Origin of the sequence: Neorhizobium sp. R1-B, assembly GCF_004368875.1 — a bacterium.
GTDB classification, from domain to species: Bacteria; Pseudomonadota; Alphaproteobacteria; order Rhizobiales; family Rhizobiaceae; genus Neorhizobium; species Neorhizobium huautlense.
In genome coordinates this window covers 19,198-36,676 of the sequence record NZ_SOEM01000024.1, presented here as the reverse complement: position 1 = coordinate 36,676, position 17,479 = coordinate 19,198, and the positions used below count along the sequence as shown (strand labels likewise).

The following is a 17,479-nucleotide window of genomic DNA, read 5'->3' as shown; positions in this document are numbered from 1 at the left end:
ACCCGGTTCTGTTCTTTGAGAGGTATCGCGGTGTAAATAGGATGGGGTGTTCCAAGTCAATAAAAAAGCCGCCCCGTCACCGGAGCGGCAGCATCATCGGTCTCGGGTACGGATCAGCGGCGCGGGCCGCGGGCCACGCGTTCGATCTCCTCGCGCACGAGACGCTCGACCAATGTCGGCAGGTTGTCGTCCAGCCATTCCTGCAGCATCGGCCGCAGCATATCGCCTGCCATGTCTTCCAGCGAACGCCGTTCGATACCGTTGAAAACAGCCGCCAGTTCGCCGAAGGACTTTGCAACCTGGGCGCCTGCTTCGAGGGACAGCAGATTGGCCGTTTCCTCGATCTTGGCCGGCAGGCTCTGTGGTGCCGGCTTCGGCGCTTGCCGATCGGCAGCGTCAAGCCGCGTAGGGGCTGGCTGAGGCGGATCGAAAACGGGCATGACACGCTGAACCGGCTCGGGCTGAGTCGGCGCCGGTGTCGGGGCCGCTTGTGCCGCAGGCGCCGGTTCCGGACGCGGCCCGCGGAGTTCCGGCATGCGCGGCGTCAGAGGGCGAAGCGGAGCCTCCTCCTGACGAGCCTGCTGAGCGGGCGCTCCACCCGGCTCGGATATCGGAGCAACCCGTGCTGGGGCCGGCTCCGGCTGCCGGGAGGAGGCGGCGCGAACGCGGGCGGCGACATCGGCGAGCGACAGGGTGCGCTCCGGCTGGCTAATCGACGCAGGAACGTCAGCCGGCATGCCGCGGTCATTCGCGGCCACGTCCGGCGCAAAGCCCTCGTCTTCGGAGCCTTCCAGTTCGTCATCGCCATAAGTCTGGGGAAGCGGACGGGAGAGCGCGTTCTCGGCGGTCGGTTCATTGCTTTCAATGATCCGGCGGATCGAGGCCAAGATTTCCTCCATGGAGGGTTCACGCGCTACATTTGGCTGAGCCATTTTCATCCCCGCTGTTACCGGCAATCGATTCGCACCCGAATGCAAGGGTTTCGAATCGCGGTTAGCTTAAGGTGTTGGGGGGGCTGGAAACAATGACAAGTGCCCCAGGCGCTCTACCGATACACAGTTTTGTTGGGGATGTGAATCCCGTATGTCACACTCTTCTAAAACAGGCCAAATGAACCCTGCCCCAAACAGCAAAAGAGCCGCTTGCTCGGCTCTGCTTTCACGATGGAATTATCCGACCGATCAGAAGACGAATTCCTTCGCCTTGTGAAAGCCCGGCAGCGCTTTCACGGACGCGTTGAAATAGGAGCTTTCGGAGATCACACCTTGTTCTTTCACGAGAACCTTTGCCTGGGCTGCGTTCCCGTAACCGACGACGGCCACCAGACGCCCCCCGTCCCGGAGCTGGTCGAGAAGCGCGGGCGGCACCTCCTCGACGGCCCCGTTGACAAAGATCAGGTCATAGGGCGCTTCACTCGCATAGCCGTTCTGCAATTGCCCGGTCACCACCGCGACATTGTCATGGCCAAGCGACGACAGGGTCCGGGTTGCCTGTTCCGCCAGCGCCCCGTCGACCTCGATCGAGATTACCGACCCGGCCAGTTGCGACAGGATGGCGGTTGCATATCCGCTACCCGTACCCACTTCGAGTACGACATCGTTTTTGGTCACGGCTGCGAGCTGCAGAAGCTTGGCGAGCGGCGAAGCCTCCATCAGGTACCGTCCGGGCGCCACTTCGATGTCTGTATCGATATAAGCGAGAGACTTGGCCTTGGCGGGCACGAATGCTTCACGGGGGACGTTGTAAAACGCCCGCAGAACCGAATGCGACGTAACATCGGTGGTGCGGATCTGGTTCTCGACCATCTTCGTACGTGCTGCTTCGAAATCCATCATCTCAGTCGTCCCAAATCATCCGGCGCCAGGCGCGGTTCGTGTCCCGTCTTACTGACGGCGCGTTCCGCTTTCAAGACATTGCGGGTCTTCGAGGCAAAAAAGCGCAGGGGATTTCGGAACGCGGGGGAGCGCCGGCCGGAACGAGACGGGTCACGCGTAGGCGCGCGGCGCCTCGTCCAGACGGCGGACAACGACGTAGTCCCGGGTATAGGAGGTGCGCAGACCGTGATCCCTGTCGAAGGCAGATTGTTCGGCAGAGGTCAGCGGAAAGATGCCATCGGCGAAGGTACCCGTACCTTCGCCCTCATTGGCCGGCTGGCGATGGACGGTGATAAGTCTGGTGATCATGTCGCTTTCCCTCCGTTCGGCGCATAAAGCAATGAACAGGCCGTTCTGTTCCAAGCCTAGAGGGAGAAAGTTAAAAATTAACCATATTGCACCGCACACAAAACGGCATGGTAAATACTTGATCGAAAAGAAAGATCGGATTGTTGTGATTGTAAGGAGAATGGAGGCCTCGCCGAGAATCGAACTCGGGTGCAAGGATTTGCAGTCCTCTGCGTCACCACTCCGCCACGAGGCCGTCCGTACGCATAAAGAGCGAGTGGTGTCGGGCGTTTAGAACGAATCGAATGATGGCGCAAGCGGGTTCATGCCGAATGTCGCCGTTTTTTCATCGCTGATTGCGGTTCGCGTCCCGTTTCCCGCAACGCCTCGAAAATCAAGCGAAAGCAGCCCTGCGGATAAGTAGTTTCTCTTCATCCGTCCTTTTGGCATTATCGCCGCGCAGTCAACGTTGGACGGCGGTCCGCTGAGGTTGGTTATGAGCTCTCGGGTTCTGCGGAGCATCTGCGCATTGGCGCTGAGCGTGGTGCCGCTTCCGGGCTACGGCGATGCTGTGGCCGAGGAAGCAGCGGAGGACCGGTGCCTTTACGAACGAGGCGCGGAAGGCGGGGGGCCTCCTTTATGCATCCGCGCCAAAAGCTTCAATCATGACCTTTGCAAGGTCCTGGAGCATACGGCGGCGGACAGCAACCTACCACCCGAGTTCTTCGCGCGGCTTATCTGGCGCGAAAGCCTGTTCAGGCCCGGTGCCGTCAGCCATAAGGGCGCCGAGGGAATTGCCCAGTTCATGCCGGGAACCGCCAGGTTGCGCGGACTGCAGAACAGCTTCGACGCGATCGAGGCGCTGACGGCATCTTCCCGCTATCTCGACGACCTGCGGAACCGGTTCGGAAATCTCGGACTGGCGGCGGCGGCCTACAACGCAGGCGAAAGCGGACTGGAGACATTCCTGAAGCTTGGTCGCCTGCCGATCGAAACGCGCGACTATGTGTTTGCGATAACGGGATATCCCGTGGAGACCTGGAGAGATGCTCCTCCCGACAAGCCGGCCCCTCCCCTTGCGGCCGAAAAATCCTTCATGGACGGCTGCGTCACGCTCGCCGAGACGAGGAACCTCAATGAGCCGGTTCTGCTGAGTGGAGCCGACTGGGCGCCGTGGGGCGTGCAACTGTCCGCACATTATAATCCGCACGTCGCCAACCGGCTCTTCGCCAATGCAATAACGAGACTTCCACCCGCCCTCAGCGACGAACGTCCTCTCATCGTCCGGCAAAAAGGCGGAAATTTCGGCTCTCGCCCCCGCTATGCCGCGAGAATCGGAAAAGCGACCAGAGCCGAGGCAACCGACCTCTGCACGCGCGTCAGATCCGCGGGTGTCCCCTGCACGGTCTTCAAAAATTGATTACTTCGGACACCTCCTCCAGCATCAAATCACGTGCATCAAAATTTGCCGCCGTAGGGGAACCAATCCTCGCCTCGTGAGTTTTCGCGCCGCAATGCCAAGGTGTGGAATGATGAGTAAGGCAACAGAAGTCGATGAAGTTCTGTGGAGTGCTCCTGTCAGAGTGCGTATCGGATACGGATTTCCTGAAATGATACGAGGCCCCAGGGAAGCGCTTGATTATCTCAACTGGCGCTGGCCGATCCGGGAAGGCACGTATTACCTCCAGGCTCTCAAGGAATGCGCAGCCGGGCTGCAGCGAAAGATCCCTCTGGAAAAGGTTCGGGAAACCTTCGTCCTTGCGAGCATAGAGGCAAAAATGCTGAGCTGATCAGCGAGCCCCCAAAGCGATCCGCTTCGGCGGCAGCGATGAGTGCACGTGCCGAAAGGTTGCGGATGTCTTGCGACGAAGCGGATGTTAACCATGGTTATCAAGAGCTTCTTTAAAGGTTTTGCTTAAATTCGGTGAGCGATGGCGATGTTGCCATCAATATCCTTATGAGAAGGATCGCCATGATGGCGATAAACAGTATGAAGCTCACTGTCTCCGACGCCGTAGCGGCGTGCGCGACCATAGCGTCGCTTGTCGGCATCATGTATGTCGGTCATCTCTTCATGACATTATTCTGATGCACCTGCCGGCGCCGATCACGCCGGCCAGTAGATGTCCGCGCGGAAGTCGGCGGGAATCTCGGCCAATCTGCCGATAGCTTCCGCTGCGTAGCCGATTTGCATTGCGAGGTAGCTGATCTCGCGCGGGATCGGGATTCCCGTGAGCTGCTCCCGGTTGCGCCACCTGTCGTAACCCGTTGCCCTGCGCCGCCTCTCGGCCTCCCGCAACACGTCGTCCCGCGTCGGCACCTCGTCAGCGGTCTCATAGGAAATCGGTGACGGGCCTGCGCCCATCCCGCCCTCGATCACTCGGAACATCTTCTTTGCCCCACGTCTTTTACACAGCGATTCCCAAGAGGATGCGCCGCTTTCGTTGCAAGAATCCTAAAGTAGCGAGGCGACTAAAAGGGTGTTAGAATTCTTATATTGCCCATTGGGAGATGTCGGGCGGACATGCGGTAGGAGGAGACCGACATGCAATATCTGGAATTCATGACAGCGCTTAATCCTGTCGTGGTGGCGATCCTTGCTGTCGTGCTGGCCTGCGGCGCCTATGACCACTGGATGGCTTCGAAGTAGAACGGCTGCCGCGACGAAACCCACGGCTCTCACCCTGCGATACCGCCTCTGCGGGTGCGCGGCCTTTGCTCACATGCCGAATGCTGCTATGCATCCGACCCGACGGAGACTGCGCGGAGCATCAGCTTGGACGGAAGCATCGAATTTGAGGACACCTCCACTTCTTTGAGCGGCACACTGCGGCAGCTCATCAACGGGATCAGGGGCCAGTCGGTTACACTGCGCGAACTGATGGATGCCGTGGGCGAACAGGGCCTTCTGCTCATCTGCGCCGTCGCCTCGCTGCCCTTCCTCATTCCTGTTTCGATTCCAGGCGTCAGCACCGTTTTTGGCGCAGCCATCATTCTGATCAGCCTGGCGATTACCGCAAACCGCTTGCCCTGGCTGCCGAAGAAGATCCTCGACCGTCAGCTCGACACGAAGAAGCTCGTGCCCGCCCTGGAAAAGGGCGTCAATATCGTTTCGCGGCTCGACCGTTTCCTGAAGCCGCGCCTCTCGGCGCTCACGACGGGCAGGTTCATGAACCGGCTGAACGGACTTGCGATCACCCTGGCCGGCATATTGCTGATGTTCCCGCTCGGCCTCATCCCGTTCTCGAACACGTTGCCGGGGATCGCGATCCTTCTCTTGTCCACCGGGATGATCCAGCGCGACGGCCTGATCGTGCTGGGCGGCTATCTCTTCAACGTGATCACGGTGATCTATTTCGGCGTACTCGCCTATGCGGCCTTCAGCGCCGGCCAGGGCTTGGCGTCGCTGCTGAGCTGATAAGAGCCCACCCGCTTCACCTGTCAGCCTTGCTGGCCTTTCGCCTCGCCCACCAGACGGCGATACGGCGACGCTTGCGCCGGACGATGGGCAGGTCGTGTGAGAGAACCAGAAAACCGAGCGGCAGCATCCAGAAGCCCAGCACCGGCAGAAAGCCGAGCGTTCCGCCGACGATCAGCGTCAGGCCGATGCCGACGCGGCCGATACGAGAGCGAGGCATCGGAATCTGCCAGCTGCCAAACGCCAGCTTGCCGCTCTGGGGGTCCATTCCGAATCTCGTCGACTTCCGCTCTTCAGTCACCAGAGCTCATTCTCCTTATTCCTTGAAGGCTGCTTTCCCGAGCAGATGGGGCTTAAACGGGGATAAAACAACCAAGTTCGATTTTTTTGCAAAAAGCGCTTGGCAAAACGGCAAAGCATTTGTATTACCCCGCTCACGCCGCCACCGAGCGGTTGATCCCTGGTAGCTCAGCGGTAGAGCATTCGACTGTTAATCGACAGGTCGCCGGTTCGAATCCGGCCCGGGGAGCCAGTTTCTGAACAAAAGCGCGCCAATGGCGCGCTTTTGTCGTTTTCGGCCCACCTTATCCACGGTGGCTCAGGCTTTCGGCATGCCCTCGGGTCGCATCTGTTTTTTGAGCGCTGCGATGCGGAAGATTGCGTTTGGGGCGCCGTAGCCTTTGTAGCCGCGCCGTTCGACGATTTCGAAGAAGAAGCCCTCGCCATAGGTCATGCTGTAGAGCTGGAAATATTCGCCGTTGTCGTCGCGGTCGTAGAGGATGTTGTCAGCCTTCAGCCTTTCGGTGAGCGCCGGGTCGAGCCCGAAGCGGGCCTCCACGTCGCCGTAATAGTTGGGCGAGATGGCAAGCGGCCGAAAGCCGTTCTGCTTGAGCGCCTCGGCGGTTTTGAAGATGTCGTCTGTGGAAAAAGCCAGATGCTGGATGCCGGAGCCGAATGTCTCGGCGATGAAATGGCCGGCGAGCGTGCGGCGGTTCTCCGCCCCGTTCAGGGTGATTCTCAGCGTGCCCGAGGCGTTTTCCACCACCTGGCTGCGCACCACGCCGGCCGGATCGATGATGTCGACCATCGGCGTCTTCTGCATCTCGAAGATCGCCGTGTAGAACAAAAGCCAGGTCGGCATTTCCTCGTAGGCGACCGTCTGGGCGATGTGGTCGACATGGGTAAGATGCGCCGGCACCACGGCCTCAGCCTCTGGCTCTGTCCCTGCCCCTGTTCTTGTCCCGGCCCCTGCCTCGTCGTCGACCGGGATAAAGTCGATCTCGGAAAAGCGGCCGAGTTCGCTTCTGTCGTCGAGCAGGTAGATCAGCCCGCCGCCGACGCCGCGGATCGCCGGGATCTCCACCTCGCCGGGGCCGACCGGCTGGATGAACGGTTCGGCGCCGAGCGCCATGGCGCGCGCAAGTGCTGCCTGCGCATCGTCGACGACAAGCGCCGTCGCATAGGCCGAGGTGCCATGCACCGCAAACGAGGCACCGGCAAATCCCCGGTCCTCGGTATTGACGAGAAGCCGGATGCCGCCTTGCTCAAACAGGCCGACCTTCTTCGTCCTGTGGACGCCGGTCCTTCGAAAGCCGAGCGTCTTCAGAATCGCAACGAGATCGGCAGCGTCCTTCTCGTCGGCGGAAAATTCCACGAAACCGACGCCCTCGACCCTTGCCCGGTCCGGCATCGCCGGCACCGGAAGGCTGGCCGCACCGGGGCTGCTGCGGCGCACCCGGTCGCCGAGATAGATCAGCGAGCGGTAGCCGTCGGCGGCAATCGCCCGGGCCTGTCCGCCGCGGAACTGGTCGTTGAAGATCTCCAGCGAGAAATAGCCGTCATAACCGGTTTCGGCGACGGCGGCGGTAAACTCCCTCACCGGAAGATCGCCCTCGCCCGGCATGTTGCGGAAATGTCTGGACCAGTAGAGCAGGTCCATGTCGATCAGCGGCGCATCGGCAAGCTGCACGATGAAGATCTTGTCCTTCGGGATCGAGCGGATCGAATTGATGTCGATCTTCTTCGACAGGGTGTGGAAACTGTCGAGGATGAGGCCGATATTTGGATGATCGGCGCGCCGGACGATCTCCCAGGCGTCGCGGTGGTCGCTGATATGCCGGCCCCAGGCGAGCGCCTCGTAGCCGACCTTCAGGCCGCGGGCGGCCGCTCGCTCGCCGAGCTCGTGGAAATCGGCTGCCGCCCGCTCGATGCCGCCAAGCGACACCGGCGAGACATTCGAGCAGACCAAGAGAAGATCGGTGCCGAGCTCCTGCATGACGTCGAACTTGCGCTCGGCCCGGTCGAAGGTGCGCCCCCGCAGCGGCTCCGGCATGCCCTCGAAATCGCGGAACGGCTGGAACAGGGTGATCGTCAGCCCATAATCGCGAACCATCTTCCCGACATCCGCAGGCGACCCGTCAAACGCCAGAAAGTCGTTCTCGAAGATCTCAACCCCGTCAAACCCGGCTCTCGCAATCGCCTCAAGCTTCTCAGGCAACTCACCGCTGATCGATACCGTCGCTATCGAGGTCTTCATCGCTCGCCACTCCTCCAAATCCATCCGCCATGCCACGCAGCCGCTGCAATAGGCCTGCATTCGTGCCAAAACATTTTGTACTAAATAGTACGTAACATCAAACGGGAAGAAACAAAGTCTGTCGAGGAGGCGCCTCACCACCCGGTGACCCAACGCGCCCACGGTTCGATCACTGCCAAAAATGTCTGACGACCGCGGATTGCTTGAGGCTAAAGTTTTAGCTGGTCCGCCCAGGCCCGGACCATCTGCGCCATTGTGGCGAGGTGATCGGCTGTCGAGAAGCCGGAGATCGTCTTGCGCGGCTTGAGGTCGTGATCGCCATCCTCCAGCCAGAGGATTTCGATGCTGTCGGATAACTGGTAGCCGGAGACCTCTTCCCGCGTGCCGAATTCGTCGCGCGTCCCCTGGCATATCAGCGCGGGCGTCTTCAGAGCCTTGAGATGCTGCGTGCGAAGCTGATCCGGCTTGCCGGGTGGATGAAAGGGATAACCAAGGCAAAGGAGCCCCGCCACCTTGCTTTCGGCATAGAGGTTGTCAGCGATCATGCTGGCGACCCTGCCGCCCATGGACTTTCCGCCGATAATCAATCTTTCCGTATTGCCGATTTCGTTGATCGCAGCCCCGTATTCCGGATTGAGGGTTTCCGCTTTCGGCGGCGGCTTTCGCTCGCCGGACGTCCGGCGGGCTCTCATGTAGCCGAACTCGAAGCGGGCGACGCGAAAACCTTGGGAGGCGAGAGCATCTGCCGCCGCAGTCATGGAGGCCGAATCCATCGGTGCGCCGGCGCCATGCGCCAAAAGGATCGTGACGCTGGAATTGCTCGGTCCCTGGATGAGAAATCGTTCCTGCATGGCGCCTCTCCCGCGATCACTCTTCAGGGCCTCATAGCAACCATTCTTCGTCGCCTGCAAGGAAATGATCGGGACCTGACTCGGCGCCTGAAGAGGCAAGCAATGTCAGACTACATCCTACTCCCGCTCTACTGGCCTGCCGGCATTTTCGGATAGACAATAGCGATCAGCGGGTGCAAATTTTTATGCGTAGGCGGAAGGAACCGTTTCAGGCGTTGCGCGTTTGTTATGGTTGGTATCCAGGGAGGAGACACACATGCCGCAGACAAGCTGGCAAAAGCCGGTTCGCGTTGCATTCGGCCATCTCGGAACAGAGGTCATCAACGGACCTTTCGAGGCGTTGGCTTTATTGACCGATCGGTGGCCGGATATGCGCGGACCGCATTTCGTCAAGGCACGCAGCATCTGCCGGGCCGCGCTCGACGGCCGCAGATCACCGGAGGAAGCGCGCCAGCAATTCGAGCAGGCAGTCAGTGAAGCGCAGCTTCACCTGAACTAGACGTCAAGCCGGTGAATGCCGGCTTTTTCTTTGCCGCTCATATGCCGAGAATATCGCCCACCAATCTCGGTATCCGACCGGAAAGAGAAATCGGCGCGAACAGGATGGAAAAGCAGATGCACGGTGCGCGGCTTGCCGCGACGGGCCGATGATCCAGCGTTTCATCAGCGACAGAAACATCCCCAGCTGCAAACCGGCCCCGATGGTCGTGGAACTCGCCCTCGATCACCAGCGTCAGTTCCAGTCCCTTATGCCCATGGTGGGGAATGGCCCTACCCGGGCGCAGCCAGAGAAGACTGGCTTCCACGTCCTTGGATTTTTCGATGACATACTGCCGGAATCCCGGCAGCCGTGTTCGCCATGGGATGTCCGCAAGATCGCCCCCCGCATAGGATTGCAGGAGGGAGGGAAGACCGGATCGGGAATATTGGGACTTTTCGCTTGCGATCACGGGCGGGCGTGAGAGGAAGATCTTTTCGAGGCTCTGATCCCGATTTGACATTGCAAGCGGTTCGCTGCCGGCCAAAACCTCACCGGCTATTCCCTCGAGCAGACTTGCAAGGCGCGCCGCCGCAGCTTGCATTTCCAGATAAGACCCGACAAGCACATCGGCCGGTTTCGGAAGAGCGCCGGCCACGTAGTGTGCGATAAGAAGGTCTAACCTCTCCAGGTTCAGCAGCATGTCCAAAGGCCAGTTCGTAAGTGAAATTCACGCTGCGCGAAAATCATGAATGACACGGTTCAGTATGGGCTTCAATCGAATTGATATACGTACGGCAGCGGTTTTGGATTACTGTTTCCGTGATATTAAAATCTCAAATCTCAGGGGACCCCCGGGGCGCGGCGACCGGCCCCTCGATCGCGCGGCAACCGCCCGCCCGCGGTCTTTCATCAACCGAAGATGGATTTTACCGGGGTCCACTCTTTCCGGAAACAGAATTTCTTGCTCTCCGACGCTTGCCCGCCGAAAAGACCGGTCTTAAATCAGCATGGAACAACAAGGTAGCCCGATGACCTCCCATTCCTCCGTCCTCGACGTGATCGGCAATACGCCCCTTATCCGATTGAAAGGTGCTTCCGAAGCGACCGGCTGTGAGATTTTCGGAAAGGCCGAATTCCTCAATCCCGGCCAGTCGGTCAAGGATCGCGCGGCACTCTACATCATCCGCGAAGCGGAGAAGAAGGGACTGCTGCGGCCGGGCGGCGTGATCGTCGAGGGGACCGCAGGCAATACAGGGATCGGCCTGACGCTGGTCGCCAAGGCGCTCGGTTACCGCACGGTTATCGTCATTCCGGAAACCCAGAGCCAGGAAAAGAAGGATGCGCTGAAGCTATTCGGCGCCGAACTGGTGGAGGTGCCTGCGGTTCCTTATAAAAATCCCAACAACTACGTGAAGATTTCCGGGCGTCTCGCGGAAGAACTTGCCAAAAGCGAGCCTGCCGGGGCCATCTGGGCCAATCAGTTCGACAATGTCGCCAACCGGGAAGCCCACGTTGAGACGACCGCACCGGAAATCTGGGAGCAGACCAACGGCAAGGTCGACGGGTTCATCTGCGCTGTCGGCTCCGGCGGCACGCTCGCAGGTGTCGCCAAGGGTCTCCGGGCGAAAAAACCCAATGTCAAGATCGGCATCGCCGATCCCGAGGGCGCCGCCCTCTACGAGTATTACGCCCATGGCGAGCTTAAATCGGAAGGATCCTCCATCACGGAGGGTATCGGCCAGGGCCGCATTACCGCCAATCTCGAAGGCTTCACACCCGATTTCGCCTATCGCATTCCGGATGCCGAAGCCCTGCCCTTGATCTTCGACCTCGTCGAGAAGGAAGGCCTCTGCCTCGGCGGATCGACCGGCATCAATATTGCCGGCGCCATCCGGCTTGCGCGCGACCTCGGCCCCGGCCACACGATCGTGACGATCCTCTGCGATTACGGCAACCGCTATCAGTCGAAGCTCTTCAATCCCGATTTCCTGAAATCGAAGGGCTTGCCGGTTCCCGCATGGCTTACCCAAAAGCGGCACATTTCCGTCCCCTTCCAGACCGCCTGATACAGATGATCGAGTGACCTATGCCCGTTGAAATCCTCTATCGCGACGACTTCTACCTTTCGACGGCCGAAGCGGTGGTGACGGCTATCCACGAGGACGGCGGCATAGAACTCGACCGGACCTGCTTCTACGCGACCTCGGGGGGCCAGCCCGGCGATACCGGCTTCCTCGAACGTGCCGACGGGACAAAAATTCAGCTCGGCCAGACGAAGCACGGAGCCGCCAAGGACATCGTCATCCATGTGCCGCTCGAAGGCGAGCCGCAACTCCTCGTCGGCGAGAAGCTGACGCTGCATGTCGACTGGCCGCGCCGCTACAGGCTGATGCGCATGCACACCGCCTGCCACCTGCTTTCCGTCGTCTGCCAGTATCCGATCACCGGTGCAGCGGTCGGCGAGGAGGAATCGCGCGTCGACTTCGACATGAGCGAAACGATCGACAAGGACGAGGTAACGGCAAGGCTGATGGAACTCGTCGGCCAGAACCACCCCGTCTATGTGCAATGGATCACCGACGAGGAGCTCGCGGCCAATCCCGGCATCGTCAAATCCAAGAACGTCCGGCCGCCGATGGGCATGGGCCGCGTCAGCCTGATCTGCATCGGCGAAAACTCCAGCATTGACAGCCAGCCTTGCGGCGGCACACATGTCTCCGAAACGCAGGAGGTCGGCGCGATTCACATCGCCAAGATCGAAAAGAAGGGCAAGGAGAACCGTCGTTTCCGCATCCGGTTCGGCGAGCCCGGCACAGAGGGCTGATCTCGGCCCGAGGGAGAGTTACATGAGCGGAACCAGCCGTTTCGTCGTTTCGTCCGAATGGCTTCAGAGCCACCTCGGCAGCCCTGACCTGAAGATCGTCGACGCCTCCTTTTATCTGGCCGCGCAAAACCGCGATGCCGATGCGGAATATGCTGCCGGCCACATTCCTGGCGCCGTCCGCTTCGACCACGACAAGGTCGCCGACCACTCGAGCGGGCTGCCGCACATGGTACCTTCACCCGAGGTGTTTGCCGAGACCGTCGGCAAGATGGGAATCCGCGAGACAGACCGGATCGTCATCTACGACGGTCCCGGCATCTTCTCGGCGCCGCGCGGCTGGTGGCTCTTCCGCACCATGGGAGCTCAAAACGTCTTCATCCTGGATGGCGGACTTGACGGCTGGAAGGCGGAAGGTAGACCGCTCGAAACAGTCCTCCCGAAGCCGGAAGCGGTGACATTCAAAACCAACTTCCGGGTGGATAAGGTAATCGATTTTCAGACGATGCTCTCGATCGTCAGCGACGGCTCGCGACAGATCGCCGACGCCCGTTCGGCCGGACGCTTCGCCGGAACCGAACCCGAGCCCCGCGCGGGCCTGCGATCCGGCCATATGCCCGGCGCCCGCAGCCTTCCTTCCGGTACGTTCTCCGTGAACGGCAAGCTGCGCTCCCTGCCGGAACTCAGAGAGGCGATCGAGGGTGCGGGCATCGATTTCGGCCGGCCGGTCGTGACGAGCTGCGGTTCGGGGATCACCGCAGCGATCATCACGCTTGCGCTCGAATCGCTCGGTCATGAGGACAACGCGCTTTATGACGGGTCCTGGACGGAATGGGGCAGCCGCGAAGACGCGCCGGTCGTCACCGGACCGCCCGCTTCCAAAGTGGCATAAGCCGATGGCAAGGAAGCCAGCACCGCTCAAGGCCCATGTCACGCAACTGGAAATGACTGCACCGCCGAAGGCCAGCCTGCCGGTGCCTGTCAATCTCCAGACGGCAATCATCCGCGCGACCGACATTCCGCTGCATTATTACCGTTATCTCTACCGGCAGGTGGGCAAGCGCTGGCACTGGTATAATCGGCTCAAGCTAAGCGACGAGGAACTTGCCGCGGCGATCCACGATCCGCGCGTCTCCGTCACCGTACTCTATGTCCATGGAGCGCCGGCAGGTTTCTTCGAACTGGCCAAGCAAAGCGACGAGGTCGTCGAACTCTCCTATTTCGGCCTGTTCGAACGAGCGATCGGGCTTGGCATCGGCAAATGGTTTCTGCTGCAGGCGCTCTATATCGCCTGGCAGGACAATCCGCAGAAGGTGACGGTCACCACCAACACGCTCGATCACCCGCGCGCCCTGCAGCTCTACCAGATGATGGGCTTCTCGCCGGTTTCCACCTATGAGGCGCTGGTGACGCCGATGACGGATGCGGAATTGCTCAAGGCGCTGGACGCCTGAGTTCAGGCAAGAAACGGGTGGTTTCCCGATCCGTTCGGGAGCATTCAAAGGCAGATCCAAGAAGGAGTTTGCCATGACCGTCGCCTTCATCGCCATGCCCGCCGCAGATGCCGAACATCTCTGGAACGGCGGCCTAGACGCCTACGGGCGGCAGCCCGAAACAATGATCTCCGATGGCCCCGGCTATCCATGCCGCCATTGTCTGAAGAATATCGATGCGGGCGAGGAACTTTTTGTGCTCGCTTATCGGCCCTTCCCGGCGTTGCAGCCTTATGCGGAGACCGGACCAATCTTCCTGCACAGGCAACCGTGCGAACGTTATGCAGCCGACGAGATCATCCCACCGATGCTGTCGAGCAGCGACTACATCGTTCGCGGCTACAGCCACGAAGACCGCATCGTCTATGGCAGCGGTGCGGTGACGCCGACGGAAAGGATCGCGTCGCGTGCCGAAGAACTGCTCGCCCGCGATGACATCGCCTATGTGCATGTCCGTTCGGCGCGCAACAATTGTTATCAATGTCGAATAGATAAGGTGACAACGCCGGCTTTCGCCGATGCGGCAACGGCGATCTGAACGTTAAAGGCGCGCCGGTCGAGGTTGCAGGCGCGCCTGCTGCCGTCAGTTCTGGATGTTGCCGGGTTGATCGTCGCCGCGTTCAAGGTTTTCGGCAAAGTCGAGCAGCAGCCGAACGATTTCACTGCCCTTCTTCTCATCCGCTTCGAGCTTGCGGGCGATCGTCTCCCGCAGGTTCAGCATGGCAGCATCGACGCTGCGTGGCAAAGTCGGGCCCCCGTCCCTGCCCCGCTCGTGCCGTTCCTGCCGCTGCTTGATGCGCTCGGCGAGCTGCGAAAGCCGGTCGAGAATCGTCGCCGCGAAGCTCCGGTTCTCATCGAGAAATTTCCGGCCCTCGTCCGTGATCGCGTAACGCTTCTTGTTGCCGTCGGCTTCGGCGACCACATAACCCGCCTCTTCGAGATAAGTCAGGGTCGGATAGATGACCCCCGGGCTTGGTGCATAAAAGCCGTATGTCAGATCCTCTATGTGCTTGATGATCTCGTAGCCATGGCGCGGCTCCTTTTCGATCAGCGCGAGAACCACCAGGCGCAGATCGCCCTGCATCAAAAACCGGCCGATGCGGCCGTCACCTTCGTCGCCGAAACCGCGACCACCCGGGCCGCCGCGGCCTCCGGGACCGCGGCCAAATCCGCCGCCAAAGGCGCGCGCTGCGAACATTTCCTCAAAACCCCTGCGACCGCCGCGTTCGCCGCAGCCATTCCGTCCATCAAACCGGTGCTTGAACATCTTCATCTCCTTAGATCATCTTTCGATATATCTAAAGCTAGGATAGGATCGAACCGCCGTCAAGATTTATGATATATCTAAATCATATCTTTTTGCAAAAATTACGAAAAAGGCGCCGGACCTTTAAGTTCGGCGCCTTCAGCCCCACGATATTTGAGTATTTCAGGCTGCTCGATCTGTTTAGATATATCTAAATCCGATCGACCCCTCACGCTACGTTGAGCAGACTTTCCGGTGCGAAAGCTTCGTAACCCAGGGCTTCGGCAACCGGCTTGTTGGTCACCCGGCCCTTGTGGACGTTGAGGCCGTTGCGCAGGTGCCGATCTTCCGCAATCGCCCGCAGCCCACGGTCGGCAAGGGCAAGCCCGTGCTGGAGGGTCGCATTGTTTAAGGCATGCGCAGACGTCACCGGCACGGCGCCGGGCATGTTGGCCACGCAATAATGAACGATGCCATCGACCTCGTAGGTTGGCTCGGAATGGGTGGTTGCATGCGAGGTCTCGAAGCAGCCGCCCTGGTCGATCGCAACGTCGACCATGACCGCGCCCCGCTTCATGCCGGAGAGCATCTCACGACTGACGAGTTTTGGCGCAGCTGCACCTGGGATAAGCACTGCACCGATGATGAGATCGGCGGAGAAGACTTCTTCCTCGACCGCGTCGATCGTCGAGTAGCGCGTGTGGACGCGGCCGTTGAAGATATCGTCGAGCTGGCGAAGCCTCGGCAGCGAGCGGTCGATAATGGTAACGTCGGCACCAAGGCCCGCTGCCATCTTGGCCGCATGCAGGCCGACGACGCCGCCACCGATGACTGCAACCTTGGCCGGCAAGACGCCCGGCACGCCGCCAAGAAGGATACCGCGGCCGCCATTGGCCTTCTGCAGCGCAGTCGCGCCTGCCTGGATCGCAAGCCGCCCGGCCACTTCCGACATCGGCGCCAGAAGCGGAAGACCGCCGCGCTCGTCGGTAACCGTCTCGTAAGCGACGGCCGTGACACCGGACGCGAGCAGGCCCTTGGTCTGTTCCGGATCAGGAGCGAGGTGGAGATAGGTATAAAGAAGCTGACCGTCACGGAGCTGCGCCCATTCCGCCGGCTGCGGCTCCTTGACCTTCACGACCATGTCGGATTTTTCGAAAATCTCTTTCGCCGTGCCGACGATCTTGGCGCCGGCTGCGATATAGGCGGCATCATCCGCGCCGATGCCGGCGCCTGCCTTGGTTTCGATGAAGACCTCATGTCCATGCGCCACATATTCGCGTACCGCGCCGGGCGTCAGGCCCACACGGTATTCATGATTTTTGATTTCCTTCGGGCACCCGACACGCATGCAGCGTTCCTCTCTGTTCGTGGCTTTCGCCTGTTGATGTTCCCAACTCACAGCAAACCAGAGAACCTGCGGAATGTCCTTGCGAAGACGAATTGCGAAAAGCAGAATTTTCGCAGATTATTGCAAGGAACAGAATTTTTTCGGGAAAGCTTCGAATGAGCGCGCTTGATGCCATTGATCTTGCGATAATGCGGACCCTTCAGGATAACGGCCGCATCTCCAATGCGGAGCTTGCCGACAGGGTGGGGCTGTCGCCGTCGGCCTGTTCGCGCCGCCTCGACATCCTGGAAAAGAACGGGACCATCAGCGGCTACCATGCGCGCCTGTCGAACAAGGCGCTCGAGTACAAGATGATGGTCATCGTCCACATCTCGCTGTCGGGTCAGTTTGCCAAGACGCTGACCGAGTTCGAGGCAGCGGTGAAACTCTGCCCCAATGTGCTGGTCTGCTATCTGATGTCCGGCGAATACGATTATATCTTGCGGGTAGCCGCCAAGGACCTGGAGGATTACGAGCGGATTCACCGCGACTGGCTGTCGGCACTGCCCCATGTGGTCAAGATCAATTCGAGTTTCGCGCTGCGCGAAATAATCGACCGCCCCAATGTGGGACTCTGAACCACGTTCCGTCGAGTTTTACGGTTCCGCCTAAACCGCCCTCAACTTTTCTCTGCTATCCCGGCTGCGAGGATTAACCGTTGAGGACGCCATGCTCAGCAAGACCATCGGCATGAAGAGCCGCAGTGCGGCTCGCCAGAAGACACGAATTTATGGGACGGTGAGGTATTACAATCAGGAAGCCAAGGGCCGTGTCGTCGATCTTTCCGCGACCGGCATGGCGCTCGATCTCGGCGGGCCGTTCCATGCCGCCAATGGCAGCACGATCAAGGTCGAGAGCGAGGAACTCGGCATTCTCGAAGGCATCGTAAAATGGTGCCATCGCGGTCGCCTCGGCATTCAGTTCCGGCCGAATTCGAATGCCGCCGCCCAGGTTTCCTCCTATTTCCGTTTCTTCCATAAAGAGGTGAAGCCTGTCATCATCCGGTGACTAGCGGCGGACGAAGGGCATAGCCCGCTCTCCTCCAAGGATGCGTTTCCCCTGTCATTTTACTGATGCAAGCGCG

21 protein-coding genes and 2 tRNA genes are annotated in these 17,479 nt (G+C 60.1%); 12 read left to right on the top strand and 11 right to left on the bottom strand.

Annotated elements, in window-relative coordinates:
• Nucleotides 1-113: 113 nt before the first annotated feature.
• From EDE05_RS22920 to EDE05_RS22905, 4 genes are all read right to left on the bottom strand, one after another.
• On the bottom strand, nucleotides 114-932 hold the full coding sequence (locus EDE05_RS22920) for a DUF2497 domain-containing protein (protein WP_112800355.1): 819 nt from the start codon (nucleotides 930-932) through the stop codon (nucleotides 114-116).
• A gap of 249 nt (nucleotides 933-1,181) precedes the next feature.
• On the bottom strand, nucleotides 1,182-1,835 hold the full coding sequence (locus tag EDE05_RS22915; protein WP_112800219.1) for a protein-L-isoaspartate O-methyltransferase: 654 nt from the start codon (nucleotides 1,833-1,835) through the stop codon (nucleotides 1,182-1,184).
• Nucleotides 1,836-1,985: 150 nt separating this feature from the next.
• Nucleotides 1,986-2,183 carry a hypothetical protein gene (locus tag EDE05_RS22910; protein WP_112800217.1) on the bottom strand — a complete coding sequence of 66 codons (198 nt, stop codon included), beginning with the start codon at nucleotides 2,181-2,183 and terminating at the stop codon, nucleotides 1,986-1,988.
• A gap of 161 nt (nucleotides 2,184-2,344) precedes the next feature.
• Nucleotides 2,345-2,418, bottom strand: a tRNA-Cys gene (locus EDE05_RS22905).
• A 240-nt stretch (nucleotides 2,419-2,658) separates the two neighbouring features.
• Here EDE05_RS22905 and EDE05_RS22900 point away from each other — a divergent pair.
• On the top strand, nucleotides 2,659-3,582 hold the full coding sequence (locus EDE05_RS22900; RefSeq protein ID WP_112800215.1) for a lytic transglycosylase domain-containing protein: 924 nt from the start codon (nucleotides 2,659-2,661) through the stop codon (nucleotides 3,580-3,582).
• A complete protein-coding gene (locus tag EDE05_RS27530) occupies nucleotides 3,485-3,952 on the top strand; it encodes a DUF982 domain-containing protein (RefSeq protein WP_105374846.1) in 468 nt (155 codons plus the stop codon). Before EDE05_RS22900 ends, EDE05_RS27530 begins: the two co-directional genes overlap by 98 nt.
• A 317-nt stretch (nucleotides 3,953-4,269) precedes the next feature.
• Here EDE05_RS27530 and EDE05_RS22890 read toward each other — a convergent pair whose 3' ends face one another.
• Entirely contained in the window at nucleotides 4,270-4,551 is a 282-nt protein-coding gene (locus tag EDE05_RS22890; RefSeq protein WP_105374845.1) for a hypothetical protein, read from the bottom strand.
• Between the two features lie 387 nt (nucleotides 4,552-4,938).
• On the opposite strand from EDE05_RS22890, the gene EDE05_RS22885 reads away from it, so the two are divergent.
• Entirely contained in the window at nucleotides 4,939-5,580 is a 642-nt protein-coding gene (locus EDE05_RS22885; protein WP_112800213.1) for an exopolysaccharide biosynthesis protein, read from the top strand.
• A 16-nt stretch (nucleotides 5,581-5,596) separates the two neighbouring features.
• Here EDE05_RS22885 and EDE05_RS22880 read toward each other — a convergent pair whose 3' ends face one another.
• On the bottom strand, nucleotides 5,597-5,848 hold the full coding sequence (locus EDE05_RS22880; RefSeq protein WP_205839385.1) for a hypothetical protein: 252 nt from the start codon (nucleotides 5,846-5,848) through the stop codon (nucleotides 5,597-5,599).
• Between the two features lie 189 nt (nucleotides 5,849-6,037).
• Between EDE05_RS22880 and EDE05_RS22875 the strand changes: the two genes are divergently transcribed.
• A tRNA-Asn gene (locus tag EDE05_RS22875) sits at nucleotides 6,038-6,112 on the top strand.
• A gap of 66 nt (nucleotides 6,113-6,178) precedes the next feature.
• On the opposite strand, the gene EDE05_RS22870 is transcribed toward EDE05_RS22875, so the two are convergent.
• On the bottom strand, nucleotides 6,179-8,116 hold the full coding sequence (locus tag EDE05_RS22870) for a sugar phosphate isomerase/epimerase and 4-hydroxyphenylpyruvate domain-containing protein (protein ID WP_132413199.1): 1,938 nt from the start codon (nucleotides 8,114-8,116) through the stop codon (nucleotides 6,179-6,181).
• Nucleotides 8,117-8,325: 209 nt separating this feature from the next.
• A complete protein-coding gene (locus EDE05_RS22865; protein ID WP_132413201.1) occupies nucleotides 8,326-8,967 on the bottom strand; it encodes an alpha/beta family hydrolase in 642 nt (213 codons plus the stop codon).
• 256 nt (nucleotides 8,968-9,223) lie between these two features.
• Here EDE05_RS22865 and EDE05_RS22860 point away from each other — a divergent pair, with 256 nt between their 5' ends.
• Nucleotides 9,224-9,466, top strand: coding sequence for a DUF982 domain-containing protein (locus tag EDE05_RS22860; RefSeq protein WP_112796788.1), 243 nt, complete (start codon nucleotides 9,224-9,226; stop codon nucleotides 9,464-9,466).
• A 37-nt stretch (nucleotides 9,467-9,503) separates the two neighbouring features.
• Here EDE05_RS22860 and EDE05_RS22855 read toward each other — a convergent pair whose 3' ends face one another.
• Entirely contained in the window at nucleotides 9,504-10,148 is a 645-nt protein-coding gene (locus EDE05_RS22855; protein ID WP_112796786.1) for a ChrR family anti-sigma-E factor, read from the bottom strand.
• 328 nt (nucleotides 10,149-10,476) lie between these two features.
• On the opposite strand from EDE05_RS22855, the gene EDE05_RS22850 reads away from it, so the two are divergent.
• From EDE05_RS22850 to EDE05_RS22830, 5 genes are all read left to right on the top strand, one after another.
• Entirely contained in the window at nucleotides 10,477-11,514 is a 1,038-nt protein-coding gene (locus EDE05_RS22850; RefSeq protein WP_112796784.1) for a cysteine synthase A, read from the top strand.
• Nucleotides 11,515-11,534: 20 nt separating this feature from the next.
• Entirely contained in the window at nucleotides 11,535-12,272 is a 738-nt protein-coding gene (locus EDE05_RS22845; protein ID WP_112796782.1) for an alanyl-tRNA editing protein, read from the top strand.
• 22 nt (nucleotides 12,273-12,294) lie between these two features.
• Nucleotides 12,295-13,161, top strand: coding sequence for a 3-mercaptopyruvate sulfurtransferase (gene sseA / locus EDE05_RS22840; RefSeq protein WP_112796780.1), 867 nt, complete (start codon nucleotides 12,295-12,297; stop codon nucleotides 13,159-13,161).
• Between the two features lie 4 nt (nucleotides 13,162-13,165).
• Complete coding sequence (locus EDE05_RS22835; protein ID WP_105374587.1) at nucleotides 13,166-13,723, top strand: GNAT family N-acetyltransferase; 558 nt, start codon at nucleotides 13,166-13,168, stop codon at nucleotides 13,721-13,723.
• 73 nt (nucleotides 13,724-13,796) lie between these two features.
• Nucleotides 13,797-14,300, top strand: a complete 504-nt coding sequence (locus EDE05_RS22830; RefSeq protein WP_112796778.1) for a DUF1203 domain-containing protein — start codon at nucleotides 13,797-13,799, stop codon at nucleotides 14,298-14,300.
• Nucleotides 14,301-14,345: 45 nt separating this feature from the next.
• Here the strand turns inward: EDE05_RS22830 and EDE05_RS22825 are convergent, their stop codons facing one another.
• The gene (locus tag EDE05_RS22825; RefSeq protein ID WP_112796798.1) at nucleotides 14,346-15,029 is read right to left on the bottom strand and encodes a PadR family transcriptional regulator; all 684 of its coding nucleotides are present in this window, start codon (nucleotides 15,027-15,029) and stop codon (nucleotides 14,346-14,348) included.
• A gap of 208 nt (nucleotides 15,030-15,237) precedes the next feature.
• On the bottom strand, nucleotides 15,238-16,356 hold the full coding sequence (gene ald / locus EDE05_RS22820) for an alanine dehydrogenase (protein ID WP_112796775.1): 1,119 nt from the start codon (nucleotides 16,354-16,356) through the stop codon (nucleotides 15,238-15,240).
• A gap of 155 nt (nucleotides 16,357-16,511) precedes the next feature.
• On the opposite strand from ald, the gene EDE05_RS22815 reads away from it, so the two are divergent.
• Together EDE05_RS22815 and EDE05_RS22810 are read left to right on the top strand one after the other, a co-directional pair.
• Nucleotides 16,512-16,973 carry an Lrp/AsnC family transcriptional regulator gene (locus tag EDE05_RS22815; RefSeq protein WP_112796773.1) on the top strand — a complete coding sequence of 154 codons (462 nt, stop codon included), beginning with the start codon at nucleotides 16,512-16,514 and terminating at the stop codon, nucleotides 16,971-16,973.
• A 91-nt stretch (nucleotides 16,974-17,064) separates the two neighbouring features.
• Nucleotides 17,065-17,403, top strand: coding sequence for a PilZ domain-containing protein (locus tag EDE05_RS22810; RefSeq protein WP_112796771.1), 339 nt, complete (start codon nucleotides 17,065-17,067; stop codon nucleotides 17,401-17,403).
• The last annotated feature ends 76 nt before the right edge of the window (nucleotides 17,404-17,479 follow it).